The organism is Streptomyces virginiae (assembly GCF_041432505.1).
In the GTDB taxonomy this organism is placed as follows: domain Bacteria; phylum Actinomycetota; class Actinomycetes; order Streptomycetales; family Streptomycetaceae; genus Streptomyces; species Streptomyces virginiae_A.
The window spans coordinates 1,898,419-1,915,480 of the sequence record NZ_CP107871.1; the positions used below are offsets into that span (position 1 = coordinate 1,898,419).

The window sequence follows — 17,062 nt, forward strand, 5'->3', positions numbered from 1 at the left end:
GTGAACAGATCTCTCCCATCGGAGCGTGTCCTGAGCACAGTTGACGCCACCACGGTGGCGGACACCGGACACCACACGTGGGAGAGATCAAGATGGGCATCAAGCGCGGAACCACCCTGGCCGCGGCCGCGATCGTCGTCGTCCTCGCGGCGACGGCCTGCGGCCCCACGGACGACAAGGCCGCGGACACGACCAAGCCGGTCGGGGCCGCCGCAGCCGCTCAGGACAGCAAGGCCCCGCCCGCCGCCGACGGCGCCTACGGCTCCGACGGAGGCTACGGTGCCGCGGGCGGAGGCTCCGGAGCCGCGCCCGCCACGGACGCCAAGCCGGCCGGACAGCTCGCGATGGCCTCCAACGACAAGGTCGGGCCGGTCCTGACCGACAGCGCCGGCTTCACCCTCTACCGCTTCGACAAGGACACGGCCAAGCCGCCGAAGTCCAACTGCGACGGGGACTGCGAGAAGACCTGGCCGGTGGTCGCCGCCGGTGACGTCACCGCCGCCGCCGGCATGGACCCGGCGCTGCTGGGCGAGGTGGTGCGCACCGACGGCAGCAAGCAGCTGACGGTGGGCGGCTGGCCCGCGTACCGCTACAGCAAGGACACCAAGGCGGGCGACCTCAACGGTCAGGGCGTCGGCGGCGTGTGGTTCGCGCTCGCGGCGGACGGCAAGAAGGCCGCGAAGGGGGCGCCGACCGCGACCCCGGCACCCGCGGCCCCGGCCGAGGGCGAGGGCGGGGGCGAGGCTCCGGCGGGTGGCGCCGCCGAGGCCGACGGGAAGCTGTCGGTGGCCAAGGACCCCAAGCTGGGCGAGCACATCGTCGACGGCAAGGGCATGACCGTCTACCGGTTCAAGCCGGACACCCAGTGGCCGATGACCTCCAAGTGCGTGGGCGACTGCCTCGCCAAGTGGCCGGCCGTCGCACCGCTGGACAAGGCCAAGGACAAGGGCATCGTCGAGAAGAACTACACGGTGCTCAACCGCCCGGACGGCCAGAAGCAGCAGAGCGTCGACTGCTGGCCCGTCTACACCTTCACCGGTGACAAGAAGCCCGGCGACGTCAACGGCCAGGGCGTGGGCGGCACCTGGTACGCCGTGTCCCCCGACGGCAAGCTCATCACCGTCCAGTAGCCGGCGCCCCTCCCCTCCGTCCCCGCACTCCCCCCACCCCGTTCGCGCGGCCCTCGCCCACATCCCCCCTGGGCGGGGGCCGCGCCCGTGCCCGTTCCGCCCCCGGCAAGTCCTCTCTAGACTCGGCCGCATGCTGCGCGTACTGGCCGTCGACGACGAGAAGCCGCTCCTGGAGGAACTCCTCTACCTGCTCCGCTCGGACCCCCGGGTGCGCAGCGCGGAGGGTGCCTCGGACGCCACCGAGGCCCTGCGTCGGGTCACCCGGGCGCTGGAGTCCGGCCCGGACGGGGCCGACGCCATCGACGTGGTGTTCCTGGACATCCACATGGCCGGGCTGACCGGGCTGGACATCGCCCGACTGCTGGCCGGGTTCGCGCGGCCCCCGCTGATCGTGTTCGTCACCGCCCACGAGGGCTTCGCCGTACAGGCCTTCGACCTGAAGGCCGTGGACTACGTGCTCAAGCCCGTGCGCCCGGAGCGACTGGCCGAGGCCGTCCGGCGGGCCTGCGCGCAGCTGGGCCGGTCCGAGGAGAGCCCGGCGGGCATGCCGACCGGCGACGCCTCGGCGGGCGGCCCGGCCGTTCCGGCGCCGCGACGCCCGGTCGCCGAGGTCACCGTCGCCGACCGGGCGTCGGACCAGATCGCCGTGGAACTGGGCGGGGTCACCCGCTTCGTGGCGATCGCGGACATCTCCTACGTGGAGGCGCAGGGCGACTACGCCCGCCTGCACACCGACGAGGGCAGCCACCTGGTCCGGATCCCGGTGTCCACCCTCGAGGAGCGTTGGGCGGCGCGCGGGTTCGTACGGATCCACCGCCGTCATCTGGTGGCGCTGGCCCGGATCGACGAACTCCGGCTGGAGGCCGGCACCACCAGTGTCCGCGTGGGAACCGCGGAGCTCCAGGTGAGCCGAAGACACGCGCGGGAGCTGCGCGACCTGCTGATGCGGCACGCGACCGGCTGAAACCGGCCGCCCTCCCAGGCGCCTCGGGCCGTTCACCCCTGACCGTCCGGCGCTCGGGAGCGCCGTTCGTCGCGCCGGGAAGGGCGTACGGCGATCCGCCGGAACCGTCGGCCGCACGGCCGCTCCGATCGGCGCTCGGCTCCGCAACCCCTCTCGTATTGTGGATCTTCCGGCGCGGGAGGAGCGAGATGTCCGAGATCCAGGCGCTGGTGGACGCGCTGAGCGGGCTGCCCCGGGCCCGGCCGGCCGGGCCCGCCGAGGCCGAGGTGCTGCTGGCCCGACTGCGCAGTGCGGCCGCCCGCTGGGCCGACATCCTCTACGAGGCCCGCGAGGGCGTCCGCGAGCAGGTCCCGCCGCGCGCGGAGGCCGCCCTGACGCTGGCGTTCCGGCGCGCGGAGGAGTCGTACGTGGAGCTGGAGATCGCCCTGCGCGACTGCGCGGAACACCGCGACCCGGCGCTCTGACGGGGTCGGTCCGGCCGGGCGGATCCGGCGGCTCCGGTGGGTCCGAATCGCGTCTGTCGCCCGGTCAGGGGCGTGCGTAGACTCCGGACACCTCTCCCCTGCCGAAGGACCGCCCGGTGAACCAGACGTACGCGCTGACCGCGGTCGCCGTCGTCGTCCTGGTGACGATCCTGGTCGGCGCGCTGGGCCTGCGGATGTCCCGGACCACCTCCGATTTCTACGTCGCCTCGCGCACGGTGGGGCCCCGCCTGAACGCGGCGGCCATCAGCGGCGAGTACCTGTCCGCCGCGTCCTTCCTCGGGGTGGCGGGGCTGGTGCTGCTCCAGGGGCCCGAGATGCTCTGGTACCCGGTGGGCTACACCGCCGGATACGTGGTGCTGCTCGTGCTGGTGGCCGCCCCGCTGCGCCGCTCGGGGGCCTACACGCTGCCCGACTTCGCGCAGGCGCGACTGGAGTCGCTGGTGGTGCGCCGGATCGCGGTGCTGTTCGTGGTCGGGGTCGGCTGGCTGTACCTGCTGCCGCAGTTGCAGGGCGCCGGGCTGACGTTGGAGATCCTGACCGGGGCCCCGCACTGGGTCGGCGGGCTGGTCGTCGCGTTCGTGGTCACGGTGGCGGTGGCGTGCGGCGGGATGCGTTCGGTCACCTTCGTCCAGGCCTTCCAGTACTGGTTGAAGCTGACGGCCCTGCTGGTGCCGGCGTTCTTCCTGATCGCGGCCTGGGTCGGGGACGGGGCGCCGCGGGCCACCTTCGACGCCCCGGCCGTCTTCCGCGAGCACACCTCGGTGACGGTGGCGCAGGACGTGCGGCTGTCGGTGGTCGATCCGCTGACGGTGACGGTGACCGGGCGGGTGGACGGGCACGACCACCTGTCGGCGCCGCTGACCCTGACCGCCGGTGAGCATGTCGTACGGGCGCACGCCCGGCTGGAGTTCGCCCCGGACACGCCCGTCCCGGACACCCTGGCCGAGGCGCGACCCGGTGTGTCCACCTGGTCGGCGCCGACCTCCGACGGGCTGCGCGCGTACCGGCTGTACGCCACGTACGGGCTGATCCTGGCGACCTTCCTCGGCACGATGGGCCTGCCGCATGTCGCGGTGCGGTTCTACACCAGCCCCGACGGGCGGAGCGCGCGGCGCACCACGCTGGTGGTGCTCGCGCTGGTCGGCGTCTTCTACCTGCTGCCGCCGGTGTACGGGGCGCTGGGCCGGATCTACACGCCCGAGCTCGCCCTGACCGGTGACGCGGACGCGGCGGTGCTGGTGCTGCCCGAGCGGATGCTCGGCGGGGCGCTCGGCGATCTGCTGGGCGCGTTGCTGGCCGGGGGTGCCTTCGCGGCGTTCCTGTCGACGGCGTCGGGGCTGACCATGGCGGTGGCGGGGGTGCTGCACCAGGACGTGCTGCCGGCGCGCGGGATACGCAGCTTCCGGTCGGCGGCGGTGGTGGCGATCCTGGTGCCGCTGGCCGGGAGCGTGGTGGCGACGGAGGTGCCGGTGGCGGACGCGGTGGGCCTGGCCTTCGCCGTGTCGGCGTCCTCGTTCTGTCCGCTGCTGGTGCTGGGCATCTGGTGGCGCGGGCTGACCCCGCCGGGTGCGGTGGCCGGGCTGGTCACGGGCGGCGGGGCGGCGCTGGGCGCCGTGCTGGCGACCCGGGCCGAGCTGGCGCCGCCGGGGTGGACGCACACGCTGCTGGCGTGGCCGGCGGCGTGGTCGGTGCCGCTGGGGTTCCTGACGATGGTGGCGGTGTCGCTGGCGACGCGGTCGCGGATCCCGGCGGGCACGGCGGCCACCCTGGCGCGGCTGCACCTGCCGGAGGTCGTGGCCGGGGAGCGGGCGGGGGGTGCGCGGTGAGCGGGGTGGCACCGGCGGTCGTGGCCGTGCTGGCGGTGGCGGGCGCGGTGCTGCTGTTGGGCGTGGGCTGGGCGGCGGGCCGCCGGCACGCCCGGCACGGGGAGCGGGCGGCCGGCATGGATCTGGGGACCCCGGTGGAGCGGGCCACCTTCCACACCCTGCACACGGCTTCGCTGGCCGCTCCGCCGCTGCGCGCCGGGCTGACCGAGGACGCCGCCCGCAAGGCGGCCCGGCGGCTGCGGTCGCTGCTGGGCACGGAGGCGCTGTGTCTCACCGACCGGGAGTCGGTGCTGGCCTGGGACGGTCCGGGCGCGGACCATCATCAGCGGCGGGCGATGGCCCGGGTGGCGGTGATGCTGGCGTCGGGGCGCAGCCAGAGCGTGCGGACCGAGTGCCAGCGGCCGGACTGTCCGCTGAAGTGGGCGGTGGTGGCCCCGCTGACCGGTGAGGACGGGGTGCTGGGCGCGCTGGTGGCGTACGGCTCGCGGGAGTCGGCGGTGCTGGTGCGGGCCGCGACGGAGGTCGCGCGGTGGGTGTCGGTGCAGTTGGAGCTGTCCGAGCTGGACCGGTCGCGGACCCGGCTGATGGAGGCGGAGATCAAGGCGTTGCGGGCGCAGATCTCCCCGCATTTCATCTTCAACTCGCTGGCCGCGATCGCCTCGTTCGTCCGGACGGATCCGGAGCGGGCCCGGGAGCTGCTGCTGGAGTTCGCGGATTTCACCCGGTACTCCTTCCGGCGGCACGGTGATTTCACCACGCTCGCGGACGAGTTGCGGTCGGTCCAGCAGTATCTGGCGCTGGCCGGTGCCCGGTTCGGCGACCGGTTGAAGGTGACCTTGCAGGTGGCGCCGGAGGTGCTGCCGGTGGCGCTGCCGTTCCTGTGCCTGCAGCCCTTGGTGGAGAACGCCGTCAAGCACGGGTTGGAGGACTCCACCGAGGAGTGCCGGATCACGATCACGGCGCGGGACGCGGGCGCGGAGGCGGTGATCACGGTGGAGGACAACGGGGTCGGGATGGATCCGGCCCTGCTGCGCCGGATCCTGGCCGGGGAGCACGGGGGTTCCTCCGGGATCGGGCTGCCCAATGTCGACGAGCGGATCCGGCAGGTGTACGGGGACGATTACGGTCCGGTGATGGAGACGGGCGTCGGGGCCGGCATGAAGGTCACCTTGCGCATCCCGAAGTACCGGGTGGGGGTGCACAGTTCGCCCTCGGGACACCGTCCTGCCCGGCCCTGAGGGCGGGCGGAGACTTTTCCCCGGGAACGCCCGAGACCCCGGACCGTCCCTCAGGGGCGGTCCGGGGTCTCGGGGCGGAAGGTACTGGCGCCGGCCGGCGTACTAGCTCCAGCTGGCGTGCAGCGGCTTGCCCTCGGCGTAGCCGGCGGCGGACTGGATGCCGACCACGGCCTTCTCCTCGAACTCCGCGAGGGAGCCGGCACCGGCGTAGGTGCACGAGGAGCGGACGCCCGCGATGATCGAGTCGATCAGGTCCTCGACGCCCGGGCGGGCCGGGTCGAGGAACATGCGCGAGGTGGAGATGCCCTCCTCGAACAGGCCCTTGCGGGCGCGGTCGTAGGCCGACTCCTCGCTCGTGCGGTTCTGCACCGCGCGGGCGGAGGCCATGCCGAAGGACTCCTTGTAGAGGCGCCCGTCGGCGGACTGCTGGAGGTCGCCCGGGGACTCGTACGTACCGGCGAACCAGGAGCCGATCATCACGTTGGACGCGCCGGCGGCGAGCGCCATCGCCACGTCGCGCGGGTGCCGGACGCCGCCGTCGGCCCACACGTGCTTGCCGTACTTCTTGGCCTCGGCCGCGCACTCCAGCACCGCGGAGAACTGCGGGCGGCCGACGCCGGTCATCATGCGGGTGGTGCACATGGCGCCGGGGCCCACACCGACCTTGATGATGTCCGCGCCGGCGTCGATGAGGTCCTTGACGCCCTCGGCGGCGACGATGTTGCCGGCCACGATCGGGACCTGCGGGTCCAGGGCACGGATGGCCTTGATCGCGTTGATCATCGACTCCTGGTGGCCGTGGGCCGTGTCGATGACGAGCGTGTCCACGCCCGCGTCGAGCAGCTGCTTGGCCTTGGCCACGAAGTCGCCGTTGATGCCGACGGCGGCCGCGATGCGCAGCTTGCCGTTCGCGTCGGTGGCGGGGGTGTAGAGCGTCGCGCGCAGGGCGCCCTTGCGGGTGAGGATGCCGACGAGCCTGCCGTCCTTGTCGACGGCCGGGGCCAGCTTGCGGTGGCCGGCGTCGAGCTGGTTGAAGGCCTCGCGGGGGTCCATGTCGGCGTCGATGAGCAGCAGCTCCTTCGACATGACCTCGGAGAGCTGGGTGAAGCGGTCGACACCGGTCAGGTCGTGCTCGGTGACGACGCCGACCGGGCGGCCCTCGGCGTCGAGGACGACACCGGCGCCGTGGGCGCGCTTGGGCAGCAGGGACAGGGCGTCGGCGACCGTCTGGCCGGGCGCCAGCGTGATCGGGGTGTCGAGGACGAGGTGGCGGGTCTTCACCCAGGAGATGACGTCGGTGACGACCTCGATCGGGATGTCCTGCGGGATGACGACGATTCCGCCGCGGCGGGCGACCGTCTCGGCCATCCGGCGGCCCGCGATGGCGGTCATGTTGGCCACGACGAGGGGAATGGTGGTGCCGGTGCCGTCGGGCGAGGACAGGTCGACACCCTGACGGGAACCGACCGCGGAGCGGCTCGGCACCATGAACACATCGTCGTACGTCAGGTCGTACGGCGGCTTCAGGTCATTGAGGAAACGCACGTGCTGAACATCCCAGTCGATCGAAGGATCCGTCTACGCCCCGGCAGGACAGCCGAGGAAACGCACGTACTTCATTCTCCCACGACCTGGCGTTCACGCCGCCCGGGCTGATCGTCCAGGACATACCGGGCCGGGTGGTCCTTTCCTACGGGACCTTGGTCCCGGCGGGCCGTGCCCGGCGGTGGACGGGGCCGCGGCGGCGGGCCAGCGGGAGTACCGATCCGCCGTGTCGGACGGCCGTGAACTCGGCGGCTATGGCCAGCGCGGTCTCCTCCGGGGTGGCGCCGCCGAGGTCGAGTCCGATGGGTGAGCGCAAGCGGGCCAGGGCGGCGTCCGTGACGCCCTCGGCCCGCAACCGTCTCTCGCGTTCGGCGTGGGTGCGCCGCGATCCCATGGCGCCCACGTACCCCAGGGGCAGTCGCAGGGCCAGGTCGAGCAGCGGTATGTCGAATTTGGCGTCGTGGGTGAGGACGCAGACCGCGGTACGGGAGTCCAGGCGGCCCGCGGCCCACTCGGCGGCCAGGTGCCGGTGCGGCCAGTCGACGATCACCTCGTCGGCGTCGGGGAAGCGGGCCGGGGTCGCGAAGACGGGCCGGGCGTCGCACACGGTGACCCGGTGGCCGAGGAAGGCGCCGATCCGGGCGAGGGCCGCGGCGAAGTCGATGGCCCCGTAGACCAGCAGCCGGGGTGGTTCGGCGGCCGATTCGACGAGCAGGGTCAGGGGCTGGCCGCAGAGCCCGCCGGCGGTGCCGAGCTCGGCGGTGCCGGTGCGTCCGGCCAGCAGCAGCGCCCGTACCTGGCGGGCGGCGGCCCGGTCCAGGTCGGGGCCGCCGGCGAGCCCGCCCTCGTAGGAGCCGTCGGCGTGGACGGCGAGCGCCCGACCCAGTTGGGACGGTGGTCCGGAGACGACCCGGGCGAGCGCGGCCCGGGTGCCTCCGGCGGCGGCGTCGAGGACCGAGCCGAGCACGGGTCGGACCGGGTCGAGCCCGCGCACCGGGGTGACCAGGACGTCGAGGACTCCGCCGCAGGTCAGGCCCACGGCGAAGGCGTCGTCGTCGCTGTAGCCGAAGCGGTGCAGGCCGCCTTCGCCGGAGGCGATGGCGTCGAGGCACAGCTCGTGCACGGCGGATTCCACGCAGCCTCCGGAGATGGAGCCGAGCGCGGTGCCCTTGTCGTCGACGGCGAGGGAGGCGCCGGGGCCGCGGGGAGCGCTCCCACTGACGGCGACGACGGTGGCCAGCGCGAATTCCCGCTGCGCGGCGCACCACGCGCGTAGCTGCTCGGCGATGTCGAGCATCAGCGGATGTATTCGCGGCGTGGGGTCTGTCCGGGCAGGTGCGGGCGCGGCGGCAGGACGGCCGGGGTCGCCGGCCGGGCCGTGGCCTGTCGGGGCGGTCCGACGGTGGCGGCGGCCGACCGGGTGGGGCCGGGGTAGCCGTCGGGGAGCCGCGGGCGCGCGCCGAGCAGTTTCGCGGCGTGGGCGACGCTGGCGAGGGTGGCGTGGTGGTGCCAGCCGCGGAAGGAGCGGCCCTCGAAGTCCCGGATGCCCACGGGTTCGCAGGTCTCGGCGAAGTCGAGGGAGACGCGGTCGGTGAGCTTGGCGAGCAGGAACAGCTGGGCGAGCGGCCGGTCTCCGATGTTGGTGATCCAGAACTCGGAGGGCAGCAGGGCGGCTTCGGTCCAGGCTCCGACCAGCAGCAGCGGGGTGGGCGGCGCGGGTACGGGGCGGTCCTCGCAGGGGGTGGCGAAGATCGAGGCCGAGGTCAGCAGGGTCACGGCGCCCTCGGCGCGGCCGTGGCGGGTCCATTCGACGACGCGGCGTTGGGAGCGCAGGGAGTCGATGAGTTCGCGGGCGGGGGCGGTGTGCGGCCCGGGTTTGTGGCGGCCGGCGCCGCCGAAGGAGACGGGCAGTGAGCCGTCGACCTTGAAGACGAAGGGGATGTCCTGGAGCGTGAAGGACTCGATGCTCTGTGGGAGATCGCCGTTGGCGACCTCCATCACCACGGGCCGGCGCTGGAGTTGCCAGCCGGCGGCCATCCGCTGGACGGCGTGTACGGCGTCCTGGGCGGGGGTGAGGGAGCGTGCCGTGTCGGGGATGCCGGCGCGGCGGCGGCGCAGGAGTTCGTTGGTCCAGGGCCCGGGGAGGGTGAGGGTCCACTCGACCGGGAAGCTCGCCTCGCTGGAGGCGAGCCAGATCCCGCTCGCCTGTTGACAGTTGGCGGTGCGGCCGAGCTGGGGGACGAACTGCCGGCCGACGCCGACGGAGCGGTCCCCCGCCTTCTCTATGACCATGGGCTGGAGCACCCAGGCCAGGGGGCGCTGTGCGGTGCGTTCGAGGTGCTGGGCGAGGGAGCGGCGGACCGGGGTCCAGTCCCAGGGGGACTTGCTGATGAACTGCTGGAGGCTCTGCTCGACGGAACTGGCCCCTGTTCCGGCGATGTTACGAATTGTTTTCTTCCCGGTGGTCCGCACCAGGCCGTTCAGATAAACGCGGGCCCAGTTTCGCTGGTCCCGCCGGGGTAATGATTCGAAGAGAAGAGAGATCAGGACGTCGATCAATTCGGAGATTTCCGTCGTGGAATCCTCCGGCAGGACTACGCGAGCCATCTGGGCCTCCCCCGCGACCAGCTAGATCCAATACCCTACTTGACCGCATAGAACGGCCGTAGGCCCCGGCGGCTACTTCCTGAGGTCGCTGGCAGTTTCGAGCCGCTCTTCCTCTACCACGAGAGGGATGGGGATCTGGTTCGCCGCATAGTAGATCGCGATCAGAAAGTGGGCGACAAGTGTGAGTGGTGCGGAGTAGAAGGCCAGCAGGACGGTGAGGGGGTAGGCGATGGCACCGAGGCCGAAGCGCACCCGTGTGGCGCGTGCGCCCTCCTTGTCGACCTGCTCGTGGAAGAGGTGGCCGACCCGGGTGACGTACCACCAGAAGGCCAGGAACGCCAGGGCGTAGGCCACGGTGACGCCGCTGTAGAGGACCGCGGCCGGACTGGCGGAGCCGCCGTCCTCGGTGAGGTGCTCGGCCAGGACGTTGGTGGTGTACGGAATCACCGACACCACCATGAGCACCATCAGATTCAGGAACAACAGCGGACGGTCGACCCGCTTGAGGTGGCTGAAGATGGTGTGGTGATTCACCCACATGACGCCGATGATGAGGAAACTCACCACATAGGCGGCGTAATGCGGCCACTGCTCCCGGACTCCGTGCCAGAAGTCCGACCCGGTTTCTTCCGGAACCTTTAATTCCAGAACGAGGATCGTGATGATGATGGCGAATACGCCGTCACTGAATGCCTCGACCCGCCCGGTTTCGTTTTCCATGACCTCCCCTTTACCACGCCTCGCATATATGCGACTCGACCGTCCACGGCCGGCCCACACATACGGGGAGGGCGCTGCGGCGCCCTCCCCGCACACGCTACCCAGATTCCGGCCGTCAGCTGCCGAATCCGGCGGTCTGGCGCCAGATTCGGCCATCGCGGACGACAAGTGTCCCGAACGCGTGCTCCGGTTCACCGTTCAGGCTCATGATCGCCCGATAGAAGATGGTGTCCTCGGTCTCGATGTACTCCTGGAGTTCGACGAGCGTGGGCTTCACCGTGAGATAGCCGGTGAACGTCTCGCGAACCGCTTCGATGCCGACCGAGACCCCCTCGAAGCGCAGGAGCACGGCGTCGTCGGTGTAGTTCTTCATCACCGCCTCGATGTCCAGGGCGGCCAGCGCCTCCATCTGGCGGACGAACACCGGGTGCAGTTTGGAGATGTCGTAGTTGGCCATGTCGACTCCGTTTCAACTGGGAGAGGTGCCCACGATGGGTGCCGTTTCGGGTGTTGTCGCAGGTGAGGCACAGGATTGGGCGCTACCGGCGAAGGGCAGCCGGACGACCATCCGGGTCTCACCGGGACGCGAGCGGGCGGCGATCGACCCGTGGTGGCGCTGGGTCACGATGCGGTAGCTGAGGTGCAGCCCCAGGCCCGTGCCCTTGCCCACGTCCTTGGTGGTGTAGAAGGGTTCGAAGATCCGCGGCAGGGATTCCGCCGGGATGCCGCGGCCGGTGTCGGCGATCTCCACGACCATGCAGACGCCCTCGGCGCGGGCCCGCAGGGTCAGGACGCCGGAGCCTTCCATGGCCTCCGCCGCGTTGTCGACCAGGTTGGTCCACACCTGATTCAACTCGCTGGGATAGCCCGTCAGTTCGGGCAGGTCGGACTCGTACTCACGCACGATGCTGATGCCGGCGAGCTTGGCACGCAGGACGACCAGCGTGTTCTCCAGTCCGTCGGTCACCGGGAAGCGCTGTTCGGGCGCCCGGTCGAGGTTGGCGTAATCCCGGGTGGCGGAGACGAGCTGGGAGATCCGGGGCCCCGCCGCCCGCAGCTCCGCCGCGAGCGAGCGGATCTCCAGCAGCGCCGCAAGGTGGTCCAGGGCCGGGGCGAGGGCCGACTCCCCCACCCCCGCCAGGCGCTCCCGCAGCCAGCCCAGCTCCAGTCCCAGGTCCGCGACCCCGGATCCGAGCAGGCCGGGACGTTCGGTGCCCGCCTCCTCGGCCCAGTCGGCGATCTCCTCCTCGGCGTCGGCCTGGGCGAACGGGTCGGTGGTCGCCGGCGGCGGCAGCTCGTCCAGTTCGTCGGCGACCCGGTCGAGGAGCGAGCGCTCCGCGCCCGTGGCGGCCGCGCCCCAGGCCTGGGCGGTACGGGTGAGCCGGTCCAGGGCGGGGGCCAGTTCCTGAGCGGCGCGGGCCACCGCGGCGGCCGGGTTGTTCAGCTCGTGGGCGAGACCTGCGGCCAGGGTGCCGAGCGCCTCCACGGTGGCCCGCTTGCGGGCCTGGACCTCGGAGGACTTGATGCGCCAGGCCAGTACGGGGATCAGTACGGCGGCCACCCCGTGGCAGCGGGTCAGCATCTCGAAGAAGACCGGCTTCGGGTAGGCCACCACCGTGGTCGACGGGCCGCTGGCGGCCGCGGTGGCCACGTAGGAGCCGTCGGTCAGCAGGGGCAGTTCGCCGGTGAACCGGTGGGCGGCGGAGGGTTTGCCGTCGTGCTCCTCGGCGGCGGCGCTCTCCTCCTCGGTGGAGTGCCGGGTGAGCACCTCCTCCCGGCCGTCGACGACCTTGGTGACGACCAGCCCGCCGGAGAGCAGGACGTGGAAGCCGGTGGCCTCCTCGCCGTCCCGGAAGAGGATGTCGCCGTCGGCCAGGATCCGGGGCTCGGACACCGAGACCAGCCAGTCCAGCTGCTCGTCGGTGATCCCGGTGAAGATCTCCAACTCGCGCAGGGCCGCCCGTAGCTCCGGGTCCTTCATGTCCGCCGCGTTCACGCCGTACTCCCCTCGGCCCGGGTACGGGCGGCCAGTCGCAGGGTGGCCAGCAGGGCCAGCGCGCACACGCCGGCCACGGCGGCCATGAAGCCGACCGAGGTGCGGTGCAGCCCGTGGATGTTGGTCAGCATCCCGGCGAGGACCGCCGGCACGCTCATCGCGAGGTACGCGAAGACATATACGGCGGCGGTCAGTTCACCGCGGTGCGCCGGCTGTGCGAGAGCGCTCAGCGCGCGGAAGGAACCGAGGAAGGCCGCGCCCCACCCGCTGCCGAGGACCGCCGTGGCCACGAGGAACACGACGGCCGAGCGGATCCCCAGCGAGAGCAGCACCAGGCCGAGTCCGGCGAGGAGGCCGAGCAGGCCGAGCACGGCGGTGCGCAGCGCCTCGGTGCGGCCGAGCATCAGCTGGGCGGCGGTGGCGGCGCCCGCGAGCAGGGCGACCGTGGCCCCGCCGACCAGGTAGTTGGTGGACCGCAGCAGGGACAGCGCCAGGTGCGGGCCGAGCGAGAGGTAGAAGCCGCCCACCGACCAGACGGCGACGATGGTCAGGACGAGGACGGCGAAGCGGCCCCGGGCGTCCGCCGGTACCCGGATCCGGTGCGGGACCACCCGGAAGCGGCCGCCGGCGCCCGGGGCGCTCTCCCGCATCCGGGCCACCCCCACCAGGGTCACGGCGAAGGCGCCGACCAGCAGCAGGTAGCTCAGCACCGTCGGGGCGGGCGCGAACTGGACGAGGAGTCCGGCCCCGATCCCGCCGAGCCCGATGCCCACGGTGGGGCCGGCGCTGTTGACCTGGGCGCCGAGCGCGGGCCTGGTCGCGGGGCTGAGTTCCAACAGGGCGGCCCCCATCGCCCCGGTGGCCAGGCCCACGGCGAGCCCTTGGACGGCGCGGGCGGCGAGCAGCAGTCCCAGGCCCTGGGCCCCGGCGAACAGGAGCATGGAGACCATGGCCAGGATCAGGGCGCCGCCCAGGACCGGGCGGCGGCCAAGGGTGTCGGAGAGGGAGCCGAACAGCAGGAGCCCGGCCAGCACGGTGACCGCGTACAGGGCGAAGACCACCGTGATGGTGCCGGAGGACAGCCCCCACTCCTGCTGGTAGAGCACGTAGAGGGCGGAGGGCACGGAGGAGGAGAGCATCAGCAGGACGAGGACCGCTCCCACCACCCAGAAGCCGGAGCCTCTGGGCGCGCCGGCCGCGTGCGTGGCCTGCTGCACCGTTACCCCTGTGGTCGTCTCGGACGTGTCGGCCACTGCGTCACTCCACTCCCCCGTGATGGGGCCCGTGTCGGGCCCCGTGGTGTGCCCGTGTCGGACTATCGGGCGAGAGCCTGCTCGGCCCTCTGCAACGCTCGGGCCGTGAGGACCCCCACGAGATGGCCGAGGTACTCGGCCGAGGTGCCGCGCCCGGGGACGAACAGCTCCCTGGGTTCGGCGCGGAAGGCCGCGAGCACGGCCTCCGTGCGGTACGGGCCCCCGCGCAGGCGGTCCTCGACCCCGCGCAGCCGCAAGGGCCGGGAGGTGGCCCCGGTGACGGCGATGCGCGGCCCGCCGGGGGTGATCCGTACGGCGGTGGCGCACACCGGGTAGCGGGTGGCGCGGTCGGCGGTCTTCTCGAACGCGGCGGCCGGGCCGGCGGCCGGCACCAGCAGGGCGGTGAGGACCGCGTCGGCGGGCGCGGGACCGGCCGCGAGCTCCTCCGCCGCGAGGGTGGTCCGCCCGCCGGGGCCGGCCAGTTCGACCACGGCGTCGGCGGCCATGGCGGCGACCGGCAGGTCGGTGGCCCGTCCGGCGGCGACGAGGTTGCCGCCGACGGTGCCGAGGTTGCGGACCTGGGGGTCGCCGTTGGCGCGGGCCGCGGCGGCCAGTTCCGGGGCCTCGGCGAGCACCAGCGGGTCGGTGGCGAGCTCGGCGAGCGTGGTGAGGGCCCCGATCCGCAGCCGGGCGCCGTCAGGGGTGCGCGCGACCGCGCGCAGCTCCGCCAGCCGCCGGATGTCGACCAGGAGCGCGGCCCGGTCGGCTCCGGAGCGCAGGTCGGGCAGCAGGCTCTGGCCGCCGGCCAGGATCCGGGCGCCGCGCGTGCCGGCCAGCAGGGCCAGCGCCTCGTCGAGGTCGGCGGGCCGGACGTAGTCGAACTCGGTGAGGATCACTGGGCTTCCCCTCTCAGGCGGCGCCAGACCTTCTCGGGGGTGAGGGGCATGTCGATGTGCTGGACGCCCAGGTCGGCCAGGGCGTCGACGACGGCGTTGACGACGGCCGCGGCGGGCGGGACGGTGGCGATCTCGCCGGCGCCCTTGGCGCCGAGCGGGTTGTGCGGGCTGGGCGTGACGGTCTTGTCGAGCGTGAAGAACGGCACGTCGGCGGCGCGCGGCAAGGCGTACGAGGTGAGGTCGGAGCTGATGAGCAGGCCCTGTTCGTCGTAGACGGCGGCCTCCATCAGGGCCTGGCCGAGGCCGTGCGTGATGCTGCCCTCGATCTGGCCGAGGACGATCTTGGGGTTGCCGATGTGGCCGGCGTCGTCGACGGCGGTGTAGGACACCACCTCGGTCTCGCCGGTCAGTTCGTCGATCTCGACGACCGCCACGTGCGTCCCGAAGGGGTAGTTGAAGTCCGGCGGGTCGAAGTGGGTGGTCTCGTCGAGGGCGGGTTCGATCTCCGCGGGCAGCCCCCAGCCGTACCACATGGACATCGCCAGCTCGGCGAAGGTCTTGGTGTTCTGCTCGTTGCCGTCCTCGTGGACGCGGCCGCCCTCGTAGACGACCTTGTCCTCGGGGACGCCGAGGAAGACGGCGCCGGCCCGGATCAGCTTGCTCTTGATCTTGCGGGCGGTGAGGGCGACGGCGGGCGCGGCCATGCTGTAGGAGCGGGACCCGTAGGTGCCCTGCCCGTACGGGGCCTTCTGCGTGTCACCCTCCAGGACCTGGACGGTGTCCGGGTCGATGCCGAGTTCGTCGGCGGCGACCTGGGCGAAGACGGTGCCGTGGCTCTGGCCGGTGGAGGCGGAGCCCACGGTGACGGTGACCTCGCCGGTCGGGTGGACGCGGATGTTCGCGCTCTCCCAGGTGCCGCCGAGCATGCCCTCCTGGGACATCCGGGTCGAGGGGCCGACCCCGCAGATCGCGACGTAGGTGGCGAGGCCGACGCCGAGCCGCTTGCCGCGGGTGCGGGCCTCGGCCTTGCGGGCGGGCATGTCGGCGTAGCCCGACAGCTCGATCGCCTTGTCGAAGTTCAGCTGGTAGTTCCCCGAGTCGTAGGTCCAGCCGAGGCCGTTGTCGTACGGGAACTTCTCCTTCGGCACCAGGTTCTTGCGGCGGACGGCCGCCGGGTCCATGCCGATCTCGGAGGCGTACCGGTCGACGAGGCGCTCCATGAGGAAGGCTGCCTCGGCGCGTCCGCTGCCGCGCTGGGCGCCGAGCGAGACGGTGTTGGTGAAGGCGGCGTACACCTCGCAGAAGGCGGCGTCGATGTCGTACATGCCGCTGATGGAGCGGCCCATCAGGGCGGTGGCGACGCCGGGGCCGATGGTGGAGGGGTACGCGCCGAGGTTGGCGTAGCTGGTGCAGCGGACGGCGGTGATCCGGCCGTCGCGGGTGCCGGCGAGGGTGACGTGCTGGCGGTGGTCGCGGCCCTGGACGGTGGAGTTCATCAGCCCGGTGCGGGTGTCCACCCACTTCACGGGCCGGCCGAGCTCCTTGGACAGCAGCAGCACCAGCGCCATGTCCGGGTACAGGTAGCCCTTGGTGCCGAAGCTGCCGCCGACGGTCGGGGCGATCACCCGGAGCTTGTTGAAGGGGATGCCGAGGACCAGCGCGGAGAGCAGGAAGCGGTGGTTGTGCGGGCCCTGGGTGGAGGCGTAGAGCGTGTACTCGCCGGTGGCCGCGTTGTGGTCGCCGACCGCGCCGCGGGGCTCGATGGGGCTGTTGATGGTGCGCTGGTTGACCAGGTCGAGCTCGACGGTGACCTCGGCCTCGGCGATGGCCGCGTCGGTGCGGTCCTTGTCGCCGCAGGTCCAGTACGCGTTCAGGTTGCCCGGGACGGCCTCGTGCAGCTGGGGCGCGCCCTCGGCGAGCGCCTCGTCGGCGCGGGTGACCACGGGCAGCGGTTCGTACTCGACGGCGATGGCGGCGAGCGCCGCGGTGGCCTGGCGCGGGGTCTCGGCGACGACCACGGCGATGGGGTCGCCCACGTGCCGGACGGTGTCGCCGGTGAGGACCGGGCGGGCGCCGGGAAGTCCGTAGGGGTGGGGCGGGAAGTGGCTCTCGACGCCGCCGGGGATCCAGATGCAGGGCAGCGGCATGACGTCGGTGAAGTCGGCGGCGGTGGCCACCTTGAGGACGCCGGGCAGCTGCTCGGCGGCCTTGGTCTCGATGGAGAGGATCTTGGCGTGCGCCACCGGGCTGCCCAGGATGGCCATGTGGGCGGTGCCCGGCAGGTCGATGTCCGCCACGTACGTGGCCTCGCCACGCAGCAGCTGCGGATCCTCGCGGCTGTCCAGCGGCTGTCCGAGGACTCCGCTCCCCGTGGCCGGGGCCTCCCCCGTCACTGCGGTCAT

The 17,062-nt window shown here is 72.6% G+C and carries 14 protein-coding genes; 5 read left to right on the forward strand and 9 right to left on the reverse strand.

Features of this window, described 5'->3' with window-relative positions:
• The first annotated feature begins 92 nt into the window (after positions 1-92).
• The 5 genes from OG624_RS08895 (at position 93) to OG624_RS08915 (ending at position 5,643) form a co-directional block, all read left to right on the forward strand.
• The gene (locus OG624_RS08895; protein ID WP_033226138.1) at positions 93-1,130 is read left to right on the forward strand and encodes an SCO0930 family lipoprotein; all 1,038 of its coding nucleotides are present in this window, start codon (positions 93-95) and stop codon (positions 1,128-1,130) included.
• Positions 1,131-1,260: 130 nt separating this feature from the next.
• Complete coding sequence (locus tag OG624_RS08900) at positions 1,261-2,094, forward strand: LytR/AlgR family response regulator transcription factor (RefSeq protein ID WP_033226098.1); 834 nt, start codon at positions 1,261-1,263, stop codon at positions 2,092-2,094.
• A gap of 188 nt (positions 2,095-2,282) precedes the next feature.
• On the forward strand, positions 2,283-2,558 hold the full coding sequence (locus OG624_RS08905) for a hypothetical protein (protein WP_030769309.1): 276 nt from the start codon (positions 2,283-2,285) through the stop codon (positions 2,556-2,558).
• A 116-nt stretch (positions 2,559-2,674) separates the two neighbouring features.
• Positions 2,675-4,405, forward strand: coding sequence for a sodium/solute symporter (locus OG624_RS08910; protein WP_033226100.1), 1,731 nt, complete (start codon positions 2,675-2,677; stop codon positions 4,403-4,405).
• 5 nt (positions 4,406-4,410) lie between these two features.
• On the forward strand, positions 4,411-5,643 hold the full coding sequence (locus OG624_RS08915) for a sensor histidine kinase (protein WP_106971549.1): 1,233 nt from the start codon (positions 4,411-4,413) through the stop codon (positions 5,641-5,643).
• Between the two features lie 102 nt (positions 5,644-5,745).
• On the opposite strand, the gene OG624_RS08920 is transcribed toward OG624_RS08915, so the two are convergent.
• The 9 genes from OG624_RS08920 to OG624_RS08960 all read right to left on the reverse strand — a co-directional run bounded on the left by OG624_RS08920 (position 5,746) and on the right by OG624_RS08960 (position 17,062).
• Positions 5,746-7,188 (reverse strand): GuaB1 family IMP dehydrogenase-related protein, encoded by a 1,443-nt coding sequence (locus OG624_RS08920; protein ID WP_033226103.1) that lies wholly within the window; start codon positions 7,186-7,188, stop codon positions 5,746-5,748.
• A gap of 145 nt (positions 7,189-7,333) precedes the next feature.
• A complete protein-coding gene (locus OG624_RS08925; protein WP_033226104.1) occupies positions 7,334-8,485 on the reverse strand; it encodes an XdhC family protein in 1,152 nt (383 codons plus the stop codon).
• Positions 8,485-9,795 carry an IS701 family transposase gene (locus tag OG624_RS08930; RefSeq protein ID WP_078909686.1) on the reverse strand — a complete coding sequence of 437 codons (1,311 nt, stop codon included), beginning with the start codon at positions 9,793-9,795 and terminating at the stop codon, positions 8,485-8,487. The genes OG624_RS08925 and OG624_RS08930 overlap by 1 nt, the downstream gene beginning before the upstream one ends.
• A 72-nt stretch (positions 9,796-9,867) precedes the next feature.
• Complete coding sequence (locus OG624_RS08935; protein WP_033226106.1) at positions 9,868-10,515, reverse strand: TMEM175 family protein; 648 nt, start codon at positions 10,513-10,515, stop codon at positions 9,868-9,870.
• 115 nt (positions 10,516-10,630) lie between these two features.
• On the reverse strand, positions 10,631-10,972 hold the full coding sequence (locus OG624_RS08940) for a nuclear transport factor 2 family protein (RefSeq protein ID WP_033226107.1): 342 nt from the start codon (positions 10,970-10,972) through the stop codon (positions 10,631-10,633).
• Positions 10,973-10,984: 12 nt separating this feature from the next.
• Positions 10,985-12,511, reverse strand: a complete 1,527-nt coding sequence (locus OG624_RS08945; protein WP_051763930.1) for an ATP-binding protein — start codon at positions 12,509-12,511, stop codon at positions 10,985-10,987.
• On the reverse strand, positions 12,508-13,764 hold the full coding sequence (locus OG624_RS08950) for an MFS transporter (protein WP_051763931.1): 1,257 nt from the start codon (positions 13,762-13,764) through the stop codon (positions 12,508-12,510). The genes OG624_RS08945 and OG624_RS08950 overlap by 4 nt, the downstream gene beginning before the upstream one ends.
• Positions 13,765-13,826: 62 nt before the next feature.
• Entirely contained in the window at positions 13,827-14,660 is an 834-nt protein-coding gene (locus OG624_RS08955) for an FAD binding domain-containing protein (protein ID WP_033226108.1), read from the reverse strand.
• Entirely contained in the window at positions 14,657-17,062 is a 2,406-nt protein-coding gene (locus OG624_RS08960) for a xanthine dehydrogenase family protein molybdopterin-binding subunit (protein ID WP_033226109.1), read from the reverse strand. Before OG624_RS08960 ends, OG624_RS08955 begins: the two co-directional genes overlap by 4 nt.

Excerpts from the sequence above, each read along its gene's own strand:
- OG624_RS08895 (WP_033226138.1), top strand. The coding sequence starts at position 93 with ATGGGCATCAAGCGCGGAACCACCCTGGCCGCGGCCGCGATCGTCGTC.
- OG624_RS08900 (WP_033226098.1), top strand. The coding sequence starts at position 1,261 with ATGCTGCGCGTACTGGCCGTCGACGACGAGAAGCCGCTCCTGGAGGAA.
- OG624_RS08905 (WP_030769309.1), top strand. The coding sequence starts at position 2,283 with ATGTCCGAGATCCAGGCGCTGGTGGACGCGCTGAGCGGGCTGCCCCGG.
- OG624_RS08925 (WP_033226104.1), bottom strand. The coding sequence starts at position 8,485 with ATGCTCGACATCGCCGAGCAGCTACGCGCGTGGTGCGCCGCGCAGCGG.
- OG624_RS08930 (WP_078909686.1), bottom strand. The coding sequence starts at position 9,795 with ATGGCTCGCGTAGTCCTGCCGGAGGATTCCACGACGGAAATCTCCGAA.
- OG624_RS08935 (WP_033226106.1), bottom strand. The coding sequence starts at position 10,515 with ATGGAAAACGAAACCGGGCGGGTCGAGGCATTCAGTGACGGCGTATTC.
- OG624_RS08940 (WP_033226107.1), bottom strand. The coding sequence starts at position 10,972 with ATGGCCAACTACGACATCTCCAAACTGCACCCGGTGTTCGTCCGCCAG.
- OG624_RS08960 (WP_033226109.1), bottom strand. The coding sequence starts at position 17,062 with ATGACCGCAGTGACGGGGGAGGCCCCGGCCACGGGGAGCGGAGTCCTC.